Source organism: Stutzerimonas stutzeri (genome assembly GCF_000590475.1).
GTDB classification, from domain to species: domain Bacteria; phylum Pseudomonadota; class Gammaproteobacteria; order Pseudomonadales; family Pseudomonadaceae; genus Stutzerimonas; species Stutzerimonas stutzeri_D.
The window spans coordinates 1914639-1936056 of the sequence record NZ_CP007441.1 but is presented as its reverse complement, the minus strand read 5'-3'; the positions used below and the strand labels follow the sequence as shown (position 1 = coordinate 1936056).

General features: G+C 57.4%; 21 protein-coding genes. 11 read left to right on the top strand and 10 right to left on the bottom strand.

The genetic code is table 11. The features are described from left to right. Positions 1-51: 51 nt before the first annotated feature. Complete coding sequence (gene clpA, locus CH92_RS09040; RefSeq protein ID WP_025241456.1) at positions 52-2322, bottom strand: ATP-dependent Clp protease ATP-binding subunit ClpA; 2271 nt, start codon at positions 2320-2322, stop codon at positions 52-54. A 29-nt stretch (positions 2323-2351) separates the two neighbouring features. Further along, positions 2352-2714, bottom strand: coding sequence for an ATP-dependent Clp protease adapter ClpS (gene clpS / locus CH92_RS09035; protein WP_025241455.1), 363 nt, complete (start codon positions 2712-2714; stop codon positions 2352-2354). Positions 2715-2927: 213 nt separating this feature from the next. On the opposite strand from clpS, the gene cspD reads away from it, so the two are divergent. Beyond that, a complete protein-coding gene (gene cspD, locus CH92_RS09030; protein WP_025241454.1) occupies positions 2928-3185 on the top strand; it encodes a cold shock domain-containing protein CspD in 258 nt (85 codons plus the stop codon). Between the two features lie 64 nt (positions 3186-3249). On the opposite strand, the gene icd is transcribed toward cspD, so the two are convergent. Continuing rightward, positions 3250-4506 (bottom strand): NADP-dependent isocitrate dehydrogenase, encoded by a 1257-nt coding sequence (gene icd / locus CH92_RS09025; protein ID WP_025241453.1) that lies wholly within the window; start codon positions 4504-4506, stop codon positions 3250-3252. Between the two features lie 366 nt (positions 4507-4872). On the opposite strand from icd, the gene CH92_RS09020 reads away from it, so the two are divergent. From CH92_RS09020 to CH92_RS08975, 10 genes are all read left to right on the top strand, one after another. Continuing rightward, positions 4873-7098, top strand: coding sequence for an NADP-dependent isocitrate dehydrogenase (locus CH92_RS09020; RefSeq protein ID WP_025241452.1), 2226 nt, complete (start codon positions 4873-4875; stop codon positions 7096-7098). Between the two features lie 114 nt (positions 7099-7212). Then, a complete protein-coding gene (locus CH92_RS09015; RefSeq protein WP_025241451.1) occupies positions 7213-7653 on the top strand; it encodes an NUDIX hydrolase in 441 nt (146 codons plus the stop codon). 66 nt (positions 7654-7719) lie between these two features. Then, positions 7720-8850, top strand: a complete 1131-nt coding sequence (gene mnmA / locus CH92_RS09010; protein WP_025241450.1) for a tRNA 2-thiouridine(34) synthase MnmA — start codon at positions 7720-7722, stop codon at positions 8848-8850. Then, on the top strand, positions 8847-9470 hold the full coding sequence (gene hflD / locus CH92_RS09005; RefSeq protein ID WP_025241449.1) for a high frequency lysogenization protein HflD: 624 nt from the start codon (positions 8847-8849) through the stop codon (positions 9468-9470). Before mnmA ends, hflD begins: the two co-directional genes overlap by 4 nt. 111 nt (positions 9471-9581) lie before the next feature. Then, entirely contained in the window at positions 9582-10952 is a 1371-nt protein-coding gene (gene purB / locus CH92_RS09000) for an adenylosuccinate lyase (protein WP_025241448.1), read from the top strand. Positions 10953-11027: 75 nt separating this feature from the next. Beyond that, entirely contained in the window at positions 11028-12194 is a 1167-nt protein-coding gene (locus CH92_RS08995) for a cupin domain-containing protein (protein ID WP_025241447.1), read from the top strand. Then, positions 12187-12612, top strand: coding sequence for a GNAT family N-acetyltransferase (locus tag CH92_RS08990; RefSeq protein WP_025241446.1), 426 nt, complete (start codon positions 12187-12189; stop codon positions 12610-12612). The genes CH92_RS08995 and CH92_RS08990 overlap by 8 nt, the downstream gene beginning before the upstream one ends. Positions 12613-12618: 6 nt before the next feature. Further along, positions 12619-13248, top strand: a complete 630-nt coding sequence (locus CH92_RS08985) for a hypothetical protein (protein WP_025241445.1) — start codon at positions 12619-12621, stop codon at positions 13246-13248. Next, the gene (locus CH92_RS08980; protein ID WP_025241444.1) at positions 13245-14051 is read left to right on the top strand and encodes a secretin N-terminal domain-containing protein; all 807 of its coding nucleotides are present in this window, start codon (positions 13245-13247) and stop codon (positions 14049-14051) included. The genes CH92_RS08985 and CH92_RS08980 overlap by 4 nt, the downstream gene beginning before the upstream one ends. Positions 14052-14557: 506 nt before the next feature. After that, positions 14558-16153, top strand: a complete 1596-nt coding sequence (locus CH92_RS08975; RefSeq protein WP_025241443.1) for an isocitrate lyase — start codon at positions 14558-14560, stop codon at positions 16151-16153. 395 nt (positions 16154-16548) lie between these two features. Here the strand turns inward: CH92_RS08975 and CH92_RS22015 are convergent, their stop codons facing one another. The 7 genes from CH92_RS22015 to rraA form a co-directional block, all read right to left on the bottom strand. Beyond that, positions 16549-16713: a hypothetical protein gene (locus CH92_RS22015; protein WP_158491118.1), complete on the bottom strand. Its 165-nt coding sequence runs from the start codon at positions 16711-16713 to the stop codon at positions 16549-16551. Positions 16714-16864: 151 nt separating this feature from the next. Further along, entirely contained in the window at positions 16865-17857 is a 993-nt protein-coding gene (locus tag CH92_RS08970; RefSeq protein ID WP_025241442.1) for an OmpA family protein, read from the bottom strand. A gap of 99 nt (positions 17858-17956) precedes the next feature. Continuing rightward, the gene (gene sigX, locus CH92_RS08965) at positions 17957-18523 is read right to left on the bottom strand and encodes an RNA polymerase sigma factor SigX (protein ID WP_038622936.1); all 567 of its coding nucleotides are present in this window, start codon (positions 18521-18523) and stop codon (positions 17957-17959) included. 107 nt (positions 18524-18630) lie between these two features. Further along, entirely contained in the window at positions 18631-19461 is an 831-nt protein-coding gene (locus CH92_RS08960) for a mechanosensitive ion channel family protein (RefSeq protein ID WP_025241440.1), read from the bottom strand. A gap of 2 nt (positions 19462-19463) precedes the next feature. Beyond that, positions 19464-19709 carry a hypothetical protein gene (locus CH92_RS08955; protein ID WP_025241439.1) on the bottom strand — a complete coding sequence of 82 codons (246 nt, stop codon included), beginning with the start codon at positions 19707-19709 and terminating at the stop codon, positions 19464-19466. A gap of 54 nt (positions 19710-19763) precedes the next feature. Further along, positions 19764-20762 carry a zinc transporter ZntB gene (locus CH92_RS08950; protein WP_025241438.1) on the bottom strand — a complete coding sequence of 333 codons (999 nt, stop codon included), beginning with the start codon at positions 20760-20762 and terminating at the stop codon, positions 19764-19766. 59 nt (positions 20763-20821) lie between these two features. Beyond that, on the bottom strand, positions 20822-21310 hold the full coding sequence (rraA, locus tag CH92_RS08945; RefSeq protein ID WP_025241437.1) for a ribonuclease E activity regulator RraA: 489 nt from the start codon (positions 21308-21310) through the stop codon (positions 20822-20824). Positions 21311-21418 lie beyond the last annotated feature (108 nt).

Sequence of the window (21418 nt, the reverse complement as noted above, 5' to 3'; positions counted from 1 at the left end):
CGAAAACGCCCGGCAATGCCGGGCGCTTCTGTTTAAACACAGTGACAGGCTCTAAGCCAACTCGGCCGAGGTCTCGAAGTCGAAGAACGGCTCGCCATCACGAATGTCGATGTGCACCACACCTCCATGCTCAGCCAATTCGCCAAAGAGAATCTCCTCAGCCAGCGGACGCTTGATTTTATCCTGAATCAAACGAGCCATCGGCCGCGCGCCCATCTGAGGATCATAGCCACGCTCAGCCAGCCAGCCACGCGCCGCATCCGACACCTCAAGCGTGACATGCTTATCCTCGAGCTGTGCCTGCAACTCAATGAGAAACTTATCGACAATGCTCTTGATGACTTCGTGACTCAGACGGCCGAACTGGATGATGGTATCCAGGCGGTTACGGAACTCCGGCGTGAAGCTCTTCTTGATCACTTCCATCGCGTCCGATGCATGATCCTGATGGGTGAAACCAATCGAAGCACGGGCAGCAGTTTCGGCGCCCGCATTGGTGGTCATGATCAAAATGACGTTACGGAAATCTGCCTTGCGGCCGTTGTTGTCGGTCAACGTCCCGTGATCCATCACCTGCAATAGCAGATTGAACACTTCCGGATGCGCCTTCTCGATCTCGTCGAGCAGCAGCACGCAATGCGGTTGTTTGGTGATCGCCTCGGTTAACAAGCCACCCTGATCGAAGCCTACATAGCCAGGCGGCGCACCGATCAAACGCGACACGGTATGACGCTCCATGTACTCGGACATATCGAAGCGCACCAGATCGATACCCAGAGCCCTCGCCAATTGACGCGCCGCTTCCGTCTTGCCGACACCGGTAGGGCCTGCAAAAAGGAACGATCCTACAGGCTTATCGGGTGCCTTCAGCCCCGCCCGGGACAGTTTGATAGCCGTAGCCAACGAATCGATCGCATCGTCCTGGCCGAAGACTGTCAGTTTCAAGTCGCGCTGCAGATTGCGCAGCAATTCCTTGTCAGAGGTGCTGACATGCTTAGGCGGAATCCGCGCAATCTTGGCAACGATGTCTTCAACCTGCTCGACATCGATCCGAGCGGCGCGCTTGTCCTCGGGCTGCAGACGCTGGAACGCTCCCGCCTCGTCGATGACATCTATCGCCTTGTCCGGCATGTGCCGATCATTGATGTAGCGCGAAGCCAGCTCAGCAGCTGCACGGAGCGATTCATCACTGTATTCGATACCATGATGCTGCTCGAAGCGCCCTTTCAGGCCACGCAAAATACCGATGGTGTCTTCAACGGATGGCTCGGAAACGTCAACTTTCTGGAAGCGTCGGGCCAGGGCCCGGTCCTTTTCGAAGATCCCACGAAATTCCTGGAACGTGGTCGACCCGATACAGCGAATCTCTCCCGACGACAGGAGTGGCTTAAGCAAATTTGAAGCATCCATTACGCCGCCGGACGCCGCACCAGCGCCAATAATCGTATGGATTTCGTCAATGAAAAGGACAGCCTGAGGCCGCTTGCGAAGCTCGTTCAACAGAGCCTTGAAGCGTTTTTCGAAATCGCCGCGATACTTCGTACCGGCCAGTAAGGCGCCTAGATCGAGCGAATAGACGACACTGCTGGCAAGCAGGTCCGGCACTTGATTGTCGACGATGCGCTTGGCCAGCCCCTCGGCAATAGCGGTCTTGCCAACCCCGGCCTCACCAACCAATAACGGATTATTCTTGCGCCGACGAGCCAGGATCTGAGCGACTCGTTCGACCTCGTGCTCTCGGCCGACCAATGGATCTATACGACCCTGACGAGCCAGATCGTTGAGGTTGCTCGCATAGGCGTCGAGCGGGTTACCCGAGGTAGCAGACTCGCCACCCTCCTCGTCCTGCATTTCCGAATCGCCTTCCGGATTACCGCTATTGCCCGGGACCTTTGAAATTCCGTGGGCGATGTAATTGACGACATCGATCCGGGCGATGTTCTGCTGTTTGAGTAAAAATACCGCCTGGCTTTCCTGCTCACTGAAGATTGCAACCAGGACATTCGCACCAGTGACTTCGCGCTTGCCCGAGCTTTGCACATGAAAAACAGCACGCTGGAGCACGCGCTGAAAGCCCAAAGTTGGCTGGGTCTCACGCTCTTCGTCGTGCTGGGGAATCAGCGGTGTGGTGGAATCGATGAATTCTTGCAGATCGTGCCGCAATTTATCGAGACCGGCGCCGCAGGCCCGCAAGACCGTTGCGGCGGCTTCATTGTCCAGCAGCGCTAACAGAAGATGCTCGACCGTCATGAATTCATGACGCTTGGTACGAGCCTCCTTGAACGCCAAATTCAGAGTGACTTCGAGCTCACGGTTCAACATAGCTTTCACCTCTTACCCAGCAGTCGGGTTTAACCGTCCTTCTCGATCTCACAAAGCAACGGGTGCTGGCATTCCCTTGCATATTGATTGACCTGCATCGCTTTGGTTTCCGCGACGTCACGCGTATAGACGCCACATACGGCCCGCCCTTCGGTATGAACCGCCAGCATAAGCTTGGTGGCGAGCTCCCGATTGTGATTGAAAATCCCCTCAAGCACCTCTACGACGAAATCCATCGGCGTGTAGTCGTCATTAAACATGACAACTTTGAACATCGGTGGTGCCTTCAGTTGTGGCTTGGCTTCTTCGACTGCCAAGCCGGAAGAGTCGTCGTCCAACGGTTCGGGGCGATCTTGATTGAATATTAGTCGAATCTCTGGAGATGCACGCATGCGTATAACAGTTCTAGATCGGGGCGCCGAGGCCGAGTAATTGGAAAGGCTTCACAGCCACCTGACGAGTCGCCTTGACTATCGGCAAAACGATGATACAAACAGTATGTGCCACAACGGCAACGGGCTGCGCGTGTGGGCCATGTGCTGCATCAGCGCGGAATAAAATGGATGTTACTCCAGTGATGGACTCCTTTGCAGAGGGATAACAGCATGCTAAGCGGTAAGGTCAAGTGGTTCAACAACGCCAAGGGCTATGGATTTATCGTAGCAGACGGCGGCGATGAGGACCTGTTCGCCCACTACTCTGCCATTCAGATGGAAGGGTACAGAACTCTGAAAGCTGGGCAAGCGGTCATGTTTGATATTCTGCAAGGTCCCAAGGGCCTGCACGCAACCAATATTCAATCGCTGCAAAGCACCGTGGAAACAGTGGCGTCTGCTCCACAGAGCTCTACCGTAGACGCCTGATTCCAGGCAACAACGGACAACAAAAAGGCCGATCGACGATCGGCCTTTTTGTCGCTCCCTCGGTTTACATGTGGGAGATCATGGCATCGCCAAATTCCGAGCAGGACATCAGCTTCGCGCCGTCCATCAGACGCTCGAAGTCATAGGTCACTGTCTTGGCAGCGATTGCGCTTTCGGTCGATTTGATGATCAGATCCGCGGCCTCCAACCACCCCATGTGGCGTAGCATCATTTCGGCTGAGAGGATCAATGAACCAGGGTTGACCTTGTCTTGCCCGGCGTATTTCGGGGCAGTACCATGAGTTGCTTCGAACATAGCCACCGTGTCGGACAGGTTGGCGCCCGGAGCGATACCGATGCCACCGACTTCTGCCGCAAGCGCGTCGGACAGGTAGTCGCCATTCAGATTCAGCGTGGCGATGACGTCATACTCAGCCGGACGCAACAGGATCTGCTGCAGCATGGCATCGGCAATGGCGTCTTTGACGATAATATTCTTGCCGGTGTTCGGGTTCTTGAACTGCATCCAAGGACCGCCGTCCAGCAGCTCGGCGCCGAACTCATCGCGAGCCACCTCGTAGCCCCATTCCTTGAAGGCACCCTCGGTGAACTTCATGATGTTGCCCTTATGCACCAACGTCACGGAACTGCGATCATTGTCCACTGCGTATTGCAGGGCCTTGCGAACCAGACGCTTGGTGCCCTCGAGCGAAACCGGCTTGATGCCGATGCCACAATTCTCGGTGAAGCGGATCTTCTTGACGCCCATTTCCTCGGTGAGGAATTTGATGACCTTTTCCGCCTCTGGCGAACCGGCCTTCCACTCGACTCCAGCGTAAATGTCTTCCGAGTTTTCCCGGAAAATGACCATGTCCACATCGGCAGGTTTTTTCACCGGGCTGGGCACGCCAGTGAACCAGCGAACTGGGCGCTGGCAGACGTAGAGATCCAGCTCCTGACGCAGGGCAACGTTCAAAGAGCGGATACCACCACCGACAGGCGTCGTCAGCGGCCCCTTGATTGACACCACGTAGTCACGAACGACTTCCAGAGTTTCTTTTGGCAGCCAGGTGTCCTGATCGTAGACCTGAGTCGCCTTCTCGCCCGCATAGATTTCCATCCAGGCGATCTTGCGCTCGCCGCCGTAGGCCTTCTCGACGGCTGCGTCGACAACCTTGATCATCACCGGACTGATATCAATCCCGATCCCGTCGCCCTCGATATAGGGAATGATCGGGTTATTGGGAACGTTCAGAGTGTTATCGGCGTTGACGGTGATTTTGTCACCGCTGGCAGGCACCTGGATCTTTTGATATCCCATGCTGGACTCCGTTTTGTGGTTAAACATTAAACAGCGGTCTTCCCCGGAGGGTAACCTAGCTGAATCAGCCTAAACTAGATGTTCATTCGTCTTATGGCTTGGGCATTCTTTGACAGCGGGTCGCGGTGATATACTGCTTAGGTGACTAACGAGTCATGAGGGCCAACCGATCTTCAACGAGATCCTTGCTCCTGAAACCGTCGACTGCCAACCGCAGCCGGTCGGACTAAACGCTCAACACTCTAGTGGTGCTGCATCCAACATCATCGCGGCGAATCTTGAGACTGGCTCAGCAAACGTAGCCAGAGCGCTTACCAGCGCACTTCTCGATTCTGTGCACGCTCAGCAAGAGAGAGTTAACTCTACATGTCCACCCGCTCGAAGATTATCTATACCTTCACCGACGAAGCCCCGGCGTTGGCCACCTATTCGCTTCTGCCTATTGTAGAAGCCTTTGCCGCCTCTGCCGGTATTGCCGTCGAAACACGTGACATCTCTCTTGCAGGGCGCATTCTTGCAAGCTTTGCCGACCAGCTGGATGCGGACAAGGTAGTCGCTGATGACCTCGCCAAGCTCGCCGAGCTGACCAATCAGCCCGATGCCAACATCGTCAAGCTTCCGAACATCAGCGCTTCCGTTCCTCAGCTCAAAGCCGCCATTGCTGAATTGCAGGCGCTCGGCTACAACATTCCCAACTTCCCGGAAGATCCGCAGACCGAAGCCGAGAAAGACGCGCGTGCGCGCTACAGCAAGGTATTGGGCAGCGCCGTGAACCCGGTCTTGCGCGAAGGCAATTCCGATCGCCGCGCACCTGCAGCGGTTAAGGCCTTCGCCCGCAAGCATCCGCATTCGATGGGCAAGTGGAGCAAGGCCTCGCAATCCCATGCCGACTACATGCGCGGCGGCGACTTCTTCTCCAGCGAGCAATCCATCACGATGGATAGAGCTGGCGACGTGCGTATCGAGTTCGTCGGCAAAGACGGTCAGGTCGAAGTGAAGAAGACAGTTTCGCTGCAGAACGGCGAAGTGCTTGACGGCATGTTCATGAGCTGCCAGAAGCTGCGGGCATTCTTCGAAGACACCCTGCAGGACTGCAAGGAAACCGGCGTGATGTGGTCCCTGCACGTGAAGGCCACGATGATGAAGATCTCCCACCCGATCGTCTTCGGCCATGCCGTCAGCGTCTACTACAAGGACGTGTTCGATAAATACGGCGAGCTGTTCAAGGAACTGGGCGTCAACCCTAACAACGGCTTGAGTAGCGTCTACGACAAGATCAAGTCATTGCCCGATTCCCAACAGGAAGAGATCCTTCACGATATCCACGCGTGCTACGCCGGCCGCCCGGAAATGGCGATGGTCGACTCGGTCAAGGGCATCACTAACCTGCACATTCCAAGCGACGTGATCGTCGACGCTTCCATGCCGGCAATGATTCGCAGCTCGGGTCAAATGTGGGGCAAGGATGGCAAGCTCAAGGACACCAAGGCGGTGATGCCGGAAAGCACCTATGCCCGCATCTACCAGGAGATGATCAACTTCTGCAAAACCAACGGCGCTTTCGACCCGACCACCATGGGCAGCGTACCGAACGTCGGCCTGATGGCACAGAAGGCCGAAGAGTACGGCTCACACGACAAGACGTTCGAGATGACTGCCGACGGCACTATGCGTGTCGTGCTGGGCGACGGCACCGTGCTGATGCAGCATGCAGTGGAAAAAGGCGACATCTGGCGTGCCTGTCAGACCAAGGACGCCCCGATTCGTGACTGGGTCAAGCTGGCTGTTACCCGTGCTCGTCAATCGGACACGCCGGCCATCTTCTGGCTAGACCCCGAGCGCGCCCACGACCGCGAGCTTCAGAAAAAGGTCGAAGCTTACTTGCAAGAACACGACCTAACCGGTCTGGATATCCGCATGATGGGCTACAACGAAGCCATCCGTGTCAGCATGGAACGCCTGATCCGCGGCCAAGACACCATCTCGGTGACAGGCAACGTGTTGCGCGACTACCTGACCGACCTGTTCCCGATCATGGAACTGGGCACGTCGGCGAAGATGTTGTCGATCGTCCCGCTGATGGCCGGCGGCGGCATGTACGAAACCGGTGCCGGCGGTTCGGCCCCCAAGCACGTGCAACAACTGATCGAAGAAAACCACCTGCGCTGGGATTCGCTCGGTGAGTTCCTGGCACTTGCTGTTTCGCTCGAAGAAACCGGTATCAAGACAGACAACTTGAAGGCCAAGCTGCTAGGCAAGGCATTGGATGCTGCTACCGGAAAACTCCTCGACAACAACAAATCGCCGTCGCGCCGTACCGGCGAGCTGGACAATCGTGGCAGCCACTTTTACCTGGCACTGTACTGGGCTCAGGAGTTGGCAGCACAGACCGAAGACTCGGAACTACAGGCTCACTTCGCACCGCTGGCCAAACAGCTGAGCGAAAACGAGCAAGCCATCATTGCCGAACTGGCAGCGGTCCAAGGCGAGCCGGTAGAAATCGGTGGCTATTACCGTACAAACTCGGATCTGACCAGCCAGGTCATGCGCCCTAGCGCGACCTTCAATGCCGCGCTCGCCGCGCTGGGCTGAGTCGTCTGGCGCTGGATGGCGCTGCTGAATCGGAACCCCGGCCTGGCGCCGGGGTTTTCCGTTTTTATGCTGCGCACTGGTCGCTACCATTAGCTTTGCGAGGACTCACCGAACATGACCTGGCATCCCCATATCACCGTGGCAACGATCGTTGAGACAGACGGCCGCTTCCTCATGGTTGAAGAATCGAAAGGTGGCCGGCTGGTGCTGAATCAACCGGCGGGCCATCTCGAGCCCAACGAGACACTGCGCCAGGCCGCCGTACGCGAGACGCTCGAGGAAACGGGATGGGACGTCGAGCTGAGCGGCGTGGTTGGCATCTATCTCTATACCGCACCGAGCAATGGCGTGACCTATCAGCGTGTCTGCTTCTCGGCCAGCCCGGTTCGGCATCATCCTCAGCGCGCACTCGACAGCGGCATCGTCGGCGCGCGCTGGATGAGGCGCGACGAATTGGCAGCGCAACCGGAGCGTTGGCGCAGCGAGTTGATCCTGCGCTGCATTGACGACTATCTGGCGGGACCGGTTTACGACCTTGCCGTAGTCCGCGACTGATCCGCCTTAACCGCTGGCTAGGCCAGCCTGTTAGAATTCAATCTTTGCAGTCAACCCTGAGCTTCTATGCCTGATTCAACCTCCGTTGTTCCTGAAAACCTGCGCGTCATCGTCGGCATGTCCGGCGGCGTCGACTCTTCGGTTTCCGCCCTGCTTCTGCTTGAACAGGGGTATCAGGTCGAAGGCCTGTTCATGAAGAACTGGGAAGAGGATGACGGCACCGAGTATTGCACCGCACGGGAAGATCTGGCCGACGCTCAGGCCGTCTGCGACCGGATCGGCATCAAGCTGTACACCGCGAACTTCGCTGCTGAATACTGGGACAACGTGTTCGAGCACTTCCTGGCCGAGTACAAAGCGGGACGAACCCCGAACCCGGACATCCTTTGCAACCGCGAAATCAAGTTCAAGGCGTTCCTCGACTATGCTCTGACGCTGGGCGCCGACCTGATCGCGACCGGGCACTACGTGCGCCGCCGTGACACTGACAGCCGCAGCGAGCTGCTCAAGGGACTCGATCCGAACAAGGACCAGAGCTATTTTCTCCATGCCGTCGGCGGCGAGCAGCTGAGCAAGACGCTCTTTCCGGTGGGCGAGCTGGAAAAGCCCGCGGTCCGTGCGCTTGCAGAAAAGCACGGCCTCGCCACTGCGAAAAAGAAGGACTCCACCGGCATCTGTTTTATCGGCGAACGCCGTTTCAGTGACTTTCTTAAACAGTATTTACCGGCTCAGCCTGGTGATATCGAGACGATCGATGGCGAAGTCATCGGCCGCCATCACGGCCTCATGTATCACACCATTGGCCAGCGTCAGGGCCTGGGCATCGGCGGGCTCAAGGATGCGGGCGACGAGCCCTGGTATGTATTGAGCAAGGATCTCGAGCGCAACGTGCTGGTGGTGGGACAGGGCAACGACCACCCCTGGCTGTTCTCACGCGCCCTGCTTGCCTCCGAGATTTACTGGGTCAATCCGATCGAACTGTCGGCACCCTTGCGGCTCACGGCCAAGGTTCGCTATCGGCAAGGCGATCAAGCCTGCACATTGGAGCAGACCTCCAATGGCTATCGGGCCGTGTTCGACGAACCTCAACGCGCCGTCACCCCCGGCCAGTCCGTGGTGTTTTACCAAGGTGACGTCTGCCTCGGCGGCGGGGTGATCGAAACGGCCGAGCCCTGGTTCACCGGAGCTCGGCCATGACGCCGCTGCAAGAACAGCTGGTAGCGCTCAGTGCGGTATTCGAAGCGGCAGCGCTGGTCGATCGAATTGCCCGCACAGGTCAAGTACCGAACGCCGCGCTGGGCAGCATGCTGGGGAGTTTGCTGGTACGCGAGAACAAGCCCGCTCTGGAAGTTTACGGCGGCGACGATCTTAATCTGCGCGACGGCTATCGAGCCCTTGTCGGTGCCCTGGAGCGCGACACCAGCAGCCTGCAACGCGAGCCATTGCGCTATGCGCTCGCGATGATCGGTCTGGAGCGTCAGCTGGACAAGCGCAAGGATTTATTGCAAGTGATCGGCAGCCGCCTGGACCAGATACAACAGCAAGTCGACCATTTCGGGCTGACTCACGAAAACGTGATCGCGTCCTTTGGCGGCCTGTATCAGGACACGCTCAGCACCTTCCGCCAACGCATCCAGGTGCAAGGCGATATGCGCCACCTTCAGCAAAGCGACAACGCCGCCAAGATCCGCGCTCTGTTGTTAGCCGGGATTCGCTCCGCCCGACTCTGGCGGCAGCTCGGCGGGCACCGCTGGCAAATGGTTTTCAGCCGGCGCAAGTTGCTCGACGCGCTGTATCCGATGCTCCGACCGGAATAACCGACGGCCGCCGATGCGACAACCGTTCTAGCCACGGCAACGGTTATTCATCTGCATTCATGTATAATCTGCGCCCTCTTTTCGTTGCTCGACTGTCCGAGAATGCCTTCTATGCAGCTTTCCTCGCTCACCGCGGTTTCCCCTGTCGATGGCCGCTACGCCGGCAAAACCAGCGCTCTGCGCCCCATTTTCAGCGAGTTCGGTCTGATTCGTTGCCGCGTTCAGGTTGAAGTTCGCTGGTTGCAACGTCTGGCTGCACACGCCGGAATTCCGGAGGTCGCACCCTTCTCCGACGAGGCCAATGCCCTCCTCGATCAGTTGGCCGAAAACTTTCAGCTCGAGCACGCCGAACGGGTGAAGGAATTCGAGCGCACCACCAACCACGACGTAAAAGCGGTGGAGTATCTCCTCAAGGAGCAGGCCAAGCAGGTGCCCGAGCTGGCCAAGGTCAATGAATTTATCCACTTCGCCTGCACCAGCGAAGACATCAACAACCTTTCCCACGCGCTGATGCTGCGTGAAGGCCGCGACGACGTATTGCTGCCACTGATGCGCCAACTTGCAGAAGCCATCCGCACGCTGGCCGTAACCCATGCCGACGTTCCGATGCTGTCGCGCACGCATGGCCAACCCGCCTCGCCGACTACCCTCGGCAAGGAATTGGCCAACGTGGTTTACCGCCTCGAGCGACAGATCGCGCAGGTCGCCGCGGTCCCGCTTCTCGGCAAGATCAACGGCGCTGTCGGTAACTACAACGCGCACCTGTCGGCCTATCCCGATGTCGACTGGGAAGTCAACGCGCGAGAATTCATCGAGGCCGATCTGGGCCTTACGTTCAATCCCTATACCACGCAGATCGAACCTCACGATTACATCGCTGAGCTGTTCGACGCGGTCGCACGGTTCAACACGATTCTCATCGACTTCGACCGCGACATCTGGGGCTACATTTCGCTGGGCTATTTCAAGCAGCGCACCGTTGCCGGGGAAATTGGCTCTTCGACGATGCCGCACAAGGTCAACCCGATCGACTTTGAAAACTCCGAGGGTAATCTGGGTATCGCCAACGCGCTGCTGCAGCACCTGGCGAGCAAACTACCGATCTCTCGCTGGCAGCGTGACCTGACCGACTCCACCGTGCTGCGCAACCTGGGCGTCGGCTTTGCACACAGCGTCATCGCCTACGAGGCGAGTCTTAAGGGCATCGGCAAGCTGGAGCTCAACGGAGCGCGTATCGCCGAAGACCTCGACGCCTGCTGGGAAGTGCTGGCCGAGCCGATCCAGACCGTCATGCGCCGCTACGCAATCGAGAACCCGTACGAGAAGCTCAAAGAGCTCACCCGGGGCAAGGGCATTGGCCCCGAGGCGCTGCAGGCGTTTATCGACGGCCTTGAAATGCCGTCTGAAGCCAAAGCAGAGCTGCGCAAGCTCACTCCTGCCAGCTACACCGGCAACGCCGCAGCCCAGGCCAAACGGATCTGAGCGAACCCTCTCTTTGCACGCCCGGCTGTGCCGGGCGTTTTTATTTGCAGCTCTGTCGCAGAGCAAGGTACATGCATGACTTCCGATATCCCTTTGCAAATTCTCGGCGGCATCAGCGCGCGCGAGTTCCTACGCGACTATTGGCAAAAGAAGCCGCTTCTGGTCCGCCAGGCGATTCCTGCATTCGAAAGCCCAGTTTCCCCAGACGAGCTAGCCGGCCTTTCGCTGGAGGAGGAAGTCGAGTCGCGCCTGGTCATCGAGCATGGCGACAGCCCTTGGGAGCTTCGTCGTGGACCATTCGGCGAGGATACCTACCAGAACCTGCCGGAGCGCGATTGGACGCTACTGGTTCAGGCGGTCGATCAGTTGGTTCCCGAAGTCGCCGAACTCATCGAGCACTTTCGCTTCTTGCCCAACTGGCGGATCGACGACGTGATGATCAGTTTCGCGGCGCCGGGTGGCGGCGTCGGGCCGCATTTCGATAATTACGACGTGTTCCTGCTACAGGCCCAAGGCCAACGCCGCTGGCGAGTAGGGCAGATGTGTGATGGTGACAGCCCACTGCTGCAGCACGCCGATCTGCGCATCCTTGCCGACTTCCAAGGCACGGACGACTGGGTGCTCGAGCCCGGCGACATGCTCTATCTGCCGCCAAGGCTTGCGCATTTCGGCACGGCCGAAAATGCCTGCATGACCTACTCGCTGGGCTTTCGGGCGCCTAGCGCAGCGGAAGTTCTGACCCATTTCACCGATTTCCTTGCGCAGTTTCTGCCAGATGAGGAGCGTTACAGTGACGCCGATCTGGCCCCGGTAGAAGATCCGCACCAGATCCAGAGCGATGCATTGGACCGTCTGCGGGCCATGCTTGCCGAGCATATGGGCGATGAGCGTCTGCTGCTCACCTGGTTTGGTCAGTTCATGACCGAACCCCGCTATCCGGAACGCGTGCAAGGTCCTGAGATTGAAGAACAGGCGCTATTCGCGTCGCTGGACGACGGCGCTTTGCTGGTGCGAAACCTCAGTGCCCGACTGGCCTGGAGTGAAGTTGACCTCGGCTTGCTATTATTTGCCAGCGGTCAGAGCCGCCTGCTCCCCGGTCATCTGAGAGATTTGTTGAGGCTGATCTGTTCAGCGGATGCCCTGCATACAGATAACCTTTCCGAATGGCTGAACGATGAGGATGGGCGTAACCTGATATGGCAGTTGGTTAAACAAGGAAGTCTGGAGTTTGCTGATGAGTGATATAGAAGTTCGCATCGCCGACTGGCAGCAGGACAATGCCGATCTGCGGCGAATTCGTGAAACCGTATTCATTGCAGAGCAATCGGTTCCGCCCGAATTGGAATGGGACGCAGACGATACCGAGGCCGTGCACTTCCTCGCTTTGGAAAGCGGCTACCCCATCGGTACTGCACGATTGCTCAACGACGGACACATCGGACGCGTTTCAGTCCTTCGCGACTGGCGCGGGATGAATGTCGGAGATGCACTGATGAAAGCAGCCATTGAGGAAGCCGAGCGCCGCGGACTCAATGAACAGCGTCTTACCGCTCAGGTGCATGCCACGGCATTCTACGAGCGACTCGGTTTCAAGGTCATCAGTGATGAATTCCTCGAAGCGGGACTTCCCCACGTCGACATGCTTCGAAAGAGTAACTGAGCTGCCATGAGCGCAGATGACCCGGATCGCTCGAACGCTGCACCTGAACTGGCAGCTATCGAGTTCCTATCTCCGGGTCGCTTCTCAGTTGCCAATCCGCCGGCCATGCAGAACCCGTCCGACCAGTGGCAGCCCGCGCCTTTTGTTCTAGGGGAGACGGCGGCGATTCAGCGCTTCGAGTCCCTCGACGACGCTCGCCGGCACGCCCTCGCATTGCTCGGACAGGCACAACGCAGCCTGAGTCTCTACAGTCCCAACCTAGAGCCGCTACTGTACAACCACAGCAGTATTCAGCAGGCCTGCGTACGTTTTCTCCTGGCACATCCTCGCAATCGTTTACGCGTGCTGCTCGATGACTCTTCTCACGCCGTCAAACAGGGGCACCGTCTGCTCGGTTTGTCACGTCGATTGAGCAGCAACATGCAGATCCGCAAGCGCCACCCCGAGTATCCTGCAAAAACATGCGCCGTCCTGGTAGCGGATGACCGTGGTGCGCTGGTTCGTCCCCAGCCCGATCAGATGATCGGTTATGCGCTTTATAACGATCCCGGCCGCGTTCGCCAGCTGCAACGACAATTCGACACCGCATGGGACCATAGCCTGTCCGACCCCGACCTACGGAGCTTTCTGCTATGACACGTCGCCTTCTCGTCGCGCTCTCGCTATTGGCCAGCATGTCGCTTCAGGCTGCGACCGAAGTGATCCCGCTGAGCTATCGCATGGCCGAAGACGTTTTGCCAATTGCCCAGTCCGTTGTCGGCGATCAGGGCAAGGTGAACGCCTATGGCAATCAACTGATCGTAAACGCGCCCGCCTCGGTGATCAGCGAACTGCGTGATGTGCTGTCCCAACTGGACAGCGAGCCACGAAGATTGCTTATCAGCATCGATACGCAAAATTCGGCGACAGGGGATGACAGTGGCTACCGCGTCGACGGGTCCGCGCGCGCTGGCGATGTCGAAATTCAGACCGGACGCGGCGAGAGGAACGGGCGCGATCAGGTTCGCATTATTCGCCGTAACACCAGCAGCCAGGGCAGTGGCGTCCAGCAAGTTCAGGCAACCGAGGGGTACCCGGCTCTGATCCAAGTCGGCCAAAGCGTGCCACTTACCACTAGCGGCACCGACGGCTACGGCCAGATCTATCAACAAACCCAATACCGCAACGTCACGCGCGGTTTCTATGCCACCGCAACGGTCCATGGGGATCGGGTACAGGTGGCTATCAGTAGCCATCAAGATCGCATGAGCCCTTCCCTTCCTGGCGCTATCGACATTCAGGAAACAGATACCCGAGTCAGTGGCCGACTCGGGGAATGGATTCCGCTCGGCGGCGTCGACGAAAGCGCCAGTTCCAATCAGAGCGGGACCCTTCGCCACTACTCCACCCAAGGTAGCCAGGACTACTCGCTACGAATAAAAGTAGACACACTGGATTAGTAACATTCGACGCGTTTGCCGCCCCATTCAAAATATGTAGTGCCATAAAAAAACCACTACAAAACATTTGACGAACCTTTTTCGTCAGCGCATTATGGCCCCGCTCCCGCTAACCAGGGGCCCTGGCAAGGGTCTCCGGATCGCGCTCAGCCAACCAGCAGAGCCGTTCCGTGACTGTACTGCCCACAAGGCGGACTGACGAGGTTGCGACTGGAACGAGTCGTCCTGAGGGACGGGGAAGCGATTAACGCATCAGCTCGAGACGTCAGTACTGTCGTTACGCAATGGCCGTGTGTCACTGCGTGTTGGAATGCCACGAATCATTCCACAGTTTGCCAACTTCTCTTGCGGTCGTGACTGCACACCCTCCTCTCCTTGGTTCAATCCTCGTCCCGGTCGGTATTTCGACGCTCTGCCGCGTGTTGCCCGCATGATCAGCGTAAGCACGTAGGTTTCGGTGGGAAAGTCGGTGCTCAACCAAACACGAATTTTTTGAAGGATTGACCATGTCCGCTTATCAAAACGACATCAAGGCCGTTGCCGCTCTGAAAGAAGTAGCTGGAAGCAGTTGGAGCGCTATTAACCCTGAATCCGTAGCTCGTATGCGCGCCCAGAACCGCTTCAAGACCGGCCTGGAAATTGCTCAATATACTGCCGACATCATGCGCAAAGACATGGCCGAATACGATGCCGATTCGTCCGTTTACACTCAGTCGCTGGGCTGCTGGCACGGCTTCATTGGCCAGCAGAAGCTGATCTCCATCAAAAAGCATTTGAAAACGACCAACAAGCGCTACCTCTATCTGTCGGGCTGGATGGTTGCCGCCCTGCGCTCTGAGTTCGGCCCGTTGCCTGACCAGTCGATGCACGAGAAGACTGCCGTTTCCAACCTGATCGAAGAGCTGTACACCTTTTTGCGTCAGGCCGACTCACGCGAGCTGGACCTGCTCTTCACCGCCCAGGATGCTGCCCGCGAGGCCGGAGACAGCGCCAAGGTTGCTGAGATTCAGAACCAGATCGACAACTATGAAACTCACATCGTCCCGATCATTGCCGACATCGACGCCGGCTTCGGTAATCCGGAAGCGACCTACCTGCTAGCCAAGCGCATGATCGAAGCAGGCGCTTGCTGCATCCAGATCGAGAACCAGGTGTCTGACGAGAAGCAGTGCGGCCACCAGGACGGCAAAGTGACCGTTCCCCACGCCGATTTCCTGGCGAAGATCGCAGCCGTCCGCTATGCCTTTCTCGAACTGGGCATCGACAATGGTGTGATCGTTGCACGTACCGATTCCCTGGGTGCCGGCCTGACTAAGCAGATTGCAGTGACCAAGGAGCCGGGCGACCTGGGCGACCTATACAACTCGTTCCTGGATTGCGAACAAATCTCCGAAGCCGAGCTGGGCAACGGCGACGTTGTGATCAAGCGCGAAGGTAAATTGCTGCGCCCCAAGCGCCTGCCGAGCAACCTGTTCCAGTTCCGCAAGGGTACGGGTGAAGATCGCTGCGTGCTGGATTGCATCACCTCGCTGCAGAACGGCGCCGATCTGCTGTGGATCGAAACCGAGAAACCGCACGTGGGCCAGATCAAGGCCATGGTCGATCGCATCCGTGAAGTCATTCCGAATGCCAAGCTGGTTTACAACAACAGCCCGTCGTTCAACTGGACGCTGAACTTCCGCCAGCAAGTGTTCGATGCCATGGTTGCCGAAGGCAAGGACGTTTCCGCCTACGATCGCGCCAAGCTGATGAGCGTCGATTACGACGAAACCGAGCTGGCCACCCGCGCAGACGAAATGATCCGTACCTTCCAGCGCGACGGTGCCGCACAGGCTGGCATCTTCCATCACCTGATCACGCTGCCGACCTACCACACCGCCGCGCTGTCCACCGACAACCTGGCCAAGGGTTACTTTGCAGAAGAAGGCATGCTTGCCTACGTCAAGGGCGTGCAGCGCCAAGAGCTACGTCAGGGCATCGCCTGCGTGAAGCACCAGAACATGGCTGGCTCCGACATTGGCGACAACCACAAGGAGTACTTCGCTGGCGAAGCTGCTCTGAAGGCTAGCGGTAAAGACAACACCATGAACCAGTTCCACTAAAAACTGGCACGGCCTGGGCATAACCCGGGACGGGGGAGACTTAGATGCTTCGGCATCTACCGAAAGCTGCGCCCTTACCGGCGCAGCTTTTTTATTTCTGCCGGTCTGTGTTCGGCCGGATACTTCCCAAGTTTATCGCTGCACGATGCATGCCTTTTAGGTTAATCAGCGCCATAAGGGTTATGTAGTTGAAGGTAATAGAACGTAGTATCGGCAAGATCAGCGAAAACCTTCGTGATAAAGCCGGTAGGCTGACTGCGCGAATTCTGTCAAATCGGCTACTTGCCCTCTCATCACCACCACGAACATAAGCGTCATATGGAAGCGGACTAGAAGAACGCAGAGCACCGAGAGACCCGGACGTCATGTGTGCCAGCTCCGTAGTTGCACTTCAGTCAGACGTAGAATCCGAGCCCAATCGGCTGGCCGCCGACGCTCTTCACTTGCTCGCCTTTGAAGGGTTGTTTACCTATGACGTGAAGCGTCCAGACCACACCATAGTGAACGCTGGACAGCACAACGACTATGGGCGCAGCGCAGGCCGATGCCGGCGTGCGCATGACCGTTAGTTCGCCCGATCGGGACCATTGCTGTCTGTTTGCACAGGCAAAAAAAATCCGATGCCAGAGTCTGGCATCGGATTCTTCAACAGATCAGCTGATCGCGTCGACCTGAAGCCGGCGCGGTCAAACTAACGAAACGTGGTGCGTATTAACGAACCTGCGCTTCGACTTCTGCCTCTACACGACGGTTGATCTGACGACCTTCCTCGGTGCTGTTGTCAGCAACCGGGCGGGATTCGCCGTAACCGACCGAATCAACACGCTGGCTCTCAACGCCGTACTGGTTTACCAACACTTCGCGAACAGCCTGAGCGCGACGCTCGGACAGACGCTGGTTGTATTGATCAGTACCCACCGAGTCAGTGTGACCTTCGACAGTGGTGCTGGTCTGCGGATACTGCTGCATGAAGTCAGCCAGGTTCTTGATATCGCTGTAGCTTTCTTCGCGAACGCGCGCCTTGTCGAAGTCGAACTTGACGTCCAGTTCGACACGGACCAGCTCCGGTTCCGGCTCTGGCTCGTTATCGACGATCGGAGCCGGTGCCGGCTCAGGAGTCGGCTCAACCTGCGCGACCTGCTGCCGTGCGCCGCCGCCGAAGTTCAGGCCTACACCAACGCCAGCCATCCACTCGCTGTCACCGGCATCAATGTTATGCATGCCATCAACGCTGGCCTTGGCAAAGAAGTTCTCGGTGAAGTAGTACTTCAGACCTGCGCCAATGTTTGCAAAGGTGCTGTGATCACGACCGCTACGCGCTGCCTGGCCAATGCTCTGGTGAGCCATACCGGCAGAAACGTAAGGACGCAAACCTACGCCTGGCTGGCCGAAATGATAGGCCGCATCAAGAGAGGTCAGGCTTCCCTTGATATTCTTGTGGCCGCCGCCCGCTACCGGGTCGTCGGACGTGACGTCATGATATTCACCATAGGACAGGCCCAAGGAAACATCATCGGTCAGAAAATAGCTGGCGCCAGCGCCATAGAGCTCGCCTTCGTCTTCGAAGCCGCGGGAGCTGTCGGAGAAGTAATGCTTGCCGAATGCTTCCACCTCTACAGCGCCCTGGCCCTGGGCGAGCGCGCTAATAGAAGTAGCAGCAACCATAGAGCCAATTACAACGCCCAAGGTGTTTTTAAGTTTCATCCGTAAATCCCCATCTGGTGGTGAGTATCAGAACAATCTAAGGAAACCGGCTGTCTCTAAGCCCAAGCTGTTCGCTATCACTAAGACAGTTTGTTGCCATTAAGTTTCAGCAATTCCCGAAAATTTTTCGCGAAGTTTATCCAGTGCACGCTTGTATCGCATCTTCGTTGCGCTTAAACCCATATGCATGATGTCGGCTATTTCCTGAAATTCCAGTTCCGCAACAAACCGCAGCACGAGAATTTCCCGGTCAATCTGATTCACATGGACCAGCCACTTGTCTAGCCCCGCCTTTTCCTCGGTGTTAGGCGCGTTTTCCTCGATCGCCTCCTCAACAGGGTCGAGGCTCAGCGCATCAAGTAACCGGCGCTTACGGCGCTCTTTTCGATACTGCGTAATACATTCGTTGTACGTAATACTGTATAGCCATGTTTTGAACTTCGACTTCCCTTCAAAGTTCTTCAAGCCGTACAACACCTTCAGCATCACTTCTTGACAAACGTCATCTGCGTCTCGGTCGTTTCCCAAATAACGCGCGCAGACATTAAATAGCGTGCGTTGATAGCGGCGCATCAGCTCTTCATAAGCACGTGTTATATGGAACAGCTCGGCATGGGCGCGCCGCACCAGCTCTTCGTCCGAAAGCTGGCGGGGGTCATAGCTCATGGTGGGCGGATGGGCTGTAGTCAAGACGCTTCGAACCGGCAAAAGTCGTGGCCGCCGTTCACGGTAGCCCGCGAAAAGGGGCGGCGCACTTTAACAGATTACCGGGCCTAACGGCTGCCCACGCGCTGTTCCAGCAGCACCCTATTTGCAATCGAGACCAGCTCACCGTCATCCGTGAGCAGTAAGGTCTTGGCGGTACCGATCTCTTCAATAGCGCCTTCCAGCTGCAACCCCTCAAGCCGCACCCGTTGACCGACCTCGTAAAGCTCGCGCACATAAATTCCGGCCAGAATCTGGCTGACCAGTTCACGACTACCAAGCCCCAAGGCCAACGCAACTGCCAAACCGACGGAGATCAAAGCAATCGCGATTACGTAGTTGAGAAGCTCGGTCTTGACCTCCAGCTGCCCGATTGCAACCGAGATGATGATGATGATCACCAAGCCCTGAGCGATCCGGCCCAGTCCGCTGGCGTACTCGAGCCCAACACCCTCGGCAGCACCTCGAACCAGGCCATTGACCAACTGGGCCAATAAAATGCCGACGAGCAGTATCAGTCCGGCACCAAATACCTTGGGCACATAAAGCGCGAGCATATCGAGCGTCGCCGATACTCGGGCGAGACCCAGGGATTCGGCAGCCGACACAAGAAAAACCAGCAGAACGAACCAATAGACGATCCTGCCGATCAGGACCGATATCGGGACGCGAATCCCGGCACGCCCGAGCAACTTGGTCACACCAGTACCCGCGACCAGTCGATCCAGGCCTACTTTCGCCAGAACTTTAGACAGCAAGGTGTCCAGCAGCTTGGCGACTACAAATCCGACGGCCACTACCAGCAGCGCACCAAACAAACGAGGAATGAATGCCGCGACGGGTGCCCAAAGCGCACTCAGCGCACCCAGTAAGCTCTGGCCCCAGGGATCTAATTCCATGATCAATCAGCCTTATCGAAAGAAGAATGGAGAGAGGAACGACGACGTGTAACAGCCGTTGTGTGCGGCGCCCCGCTGCTGACGGCGATCAGCACAGTCTGCAGCCAATGCCCCATCAGTCCGAACAAGTCGCCTGCACCAACCTGACGGTTCGCCGTCTTCAGTACGCGGTCCAGGCAGGCATCGTCATCGCGCGCCGATTGCGCGTTCAGCATGTCCCGCAGGGATTCTTCAAAGGGATCGCGCATGTTTACCTCGCTAACAATCTGATCTAGACGGCTTAACCGTGTGGGTAGTCACATTCACACCCATTTCAGCCTGCGAAAGATCCACCATTGGAAACCGGCCACCGCCATAATCACCGCGGTCGCCACCGCAAATCCGTACGGGTTTTCAGAGCCGGGGATGCCACCCACGTTGATGCCTAGCAGCCCGGTGAGAAAACTCATTGGCAGGAAAAAACCGGTAATGATGCCGAGCAGGTACATGGTCCTATTCATCCGTTCGCGCATTCGCCTTTCTTCTGCTTCAAGCACCAAATTGACTCTCTCGCGTACCAAATCCAGCTCTTCGAGGTAGCGAATCAACCGGTTGTTCAGCTCGTTCCAGTAATCCGTATCGTCATCGACGAACCAGGGCAAACGATTGCGTGTCAGCTGGGCATAGATATCGCGCTGCGGCAGCAGGAAGCGACGAAGACTTGCGGCCTGGCGCCGTAGGTACAACATCTTGTCCTGAAGCGGTGTGTACCGTTCGTCCGTCTCAATTCGCTCCTCTTCCTCGTCCAGCTTTTCCGTCAGCACGGCGACCAGGTCGTCAACGCGATCGGTGAGTGCATCAGCCAAGCCGAGCAATATCTCGGAAGAGGTTTTCGGCCCAACGCCCGCTTTCAGCTGTTGAAGCACCACTTCGGTGGAGCGCAGCGGACGCAGGCGCAGCGAGATGACCCTCCGAGCATCCGCAAACACCCGTAGTGAGACCATATCCTCAGGCTCAGCGTCGGGGTTGAGATTGACGCCTCGCAGGAATAGCAAAAGCTCATTCTCAGGCAGCGCGAGCAAACGCGGCCGGGTATTTTCCTCCAGCAATACGTCGCAGACGAACTCGCTCAATCCGCTTTGCTTGCGCAGCCAGGCCTGCGCCTGCGCCTGGCTGCGGTCCCAGTGAAGCCACAGGCTCTCGGGCTCGGTCAGTTGTAGCGAGGGGATGTCTGCATAGGCGATCTGGCGTGCCCCTCCCTGCCCGTCCAGGACCAATGCATGCAATAGGCCTGCATGGCCAATCTCATCAGACACAGTCATATCACCTTCAATCGCAAAAAGCCCGGCATAGCCGGGCTTGGGTAACCGAACGCCTGCAATTAGCCAGGCATCTTCAGCATTTCAGGCGAAACGACAATGCCGTTGTTGTCGGCATACACATACTCACCTGGACGGAATGTAACCCCGCAGAAGGTTACCGGAACGTTGAGGTCGCCAATGCCACGCTTGTCTGTCTTCATTGGATGAGTGGCCAGTGCCTGTACGCCGAGCTCGGTCTGGGCAATCACGTCGACATCGCGGATGCAGCCGTAGATGACCAGCCCTTCCCAGCCGTTACGGGCCGCCTTTTCTGCAAGCATGTCGCCCAGCAATGCGCGTCGTAACGAGCCACCGCCGTCCACCACCAGCACCTTGCCGGTGCCGTCGACATCCACTTGCTCCTTGACCAGCGAATTATCCTCGAAGCACTTGATGGTCACGATCTGCCCACCAAAGGAGTCGCGGCCCCCAAAATTGCTGAAGATCGGCTCCACTACCTGCACCAGCTCCGGGTAGGCGTCGCACAGATCGGGAGTGACATATTGCATGGTAAATCTCCTCCAAGTGGGATCTCTGACGCAGGCACCAGCATTCACCATACTGGCGCCGCGAAAATGTGAACGACACGCTGAACCTGCCAATACCGCATTGGAATC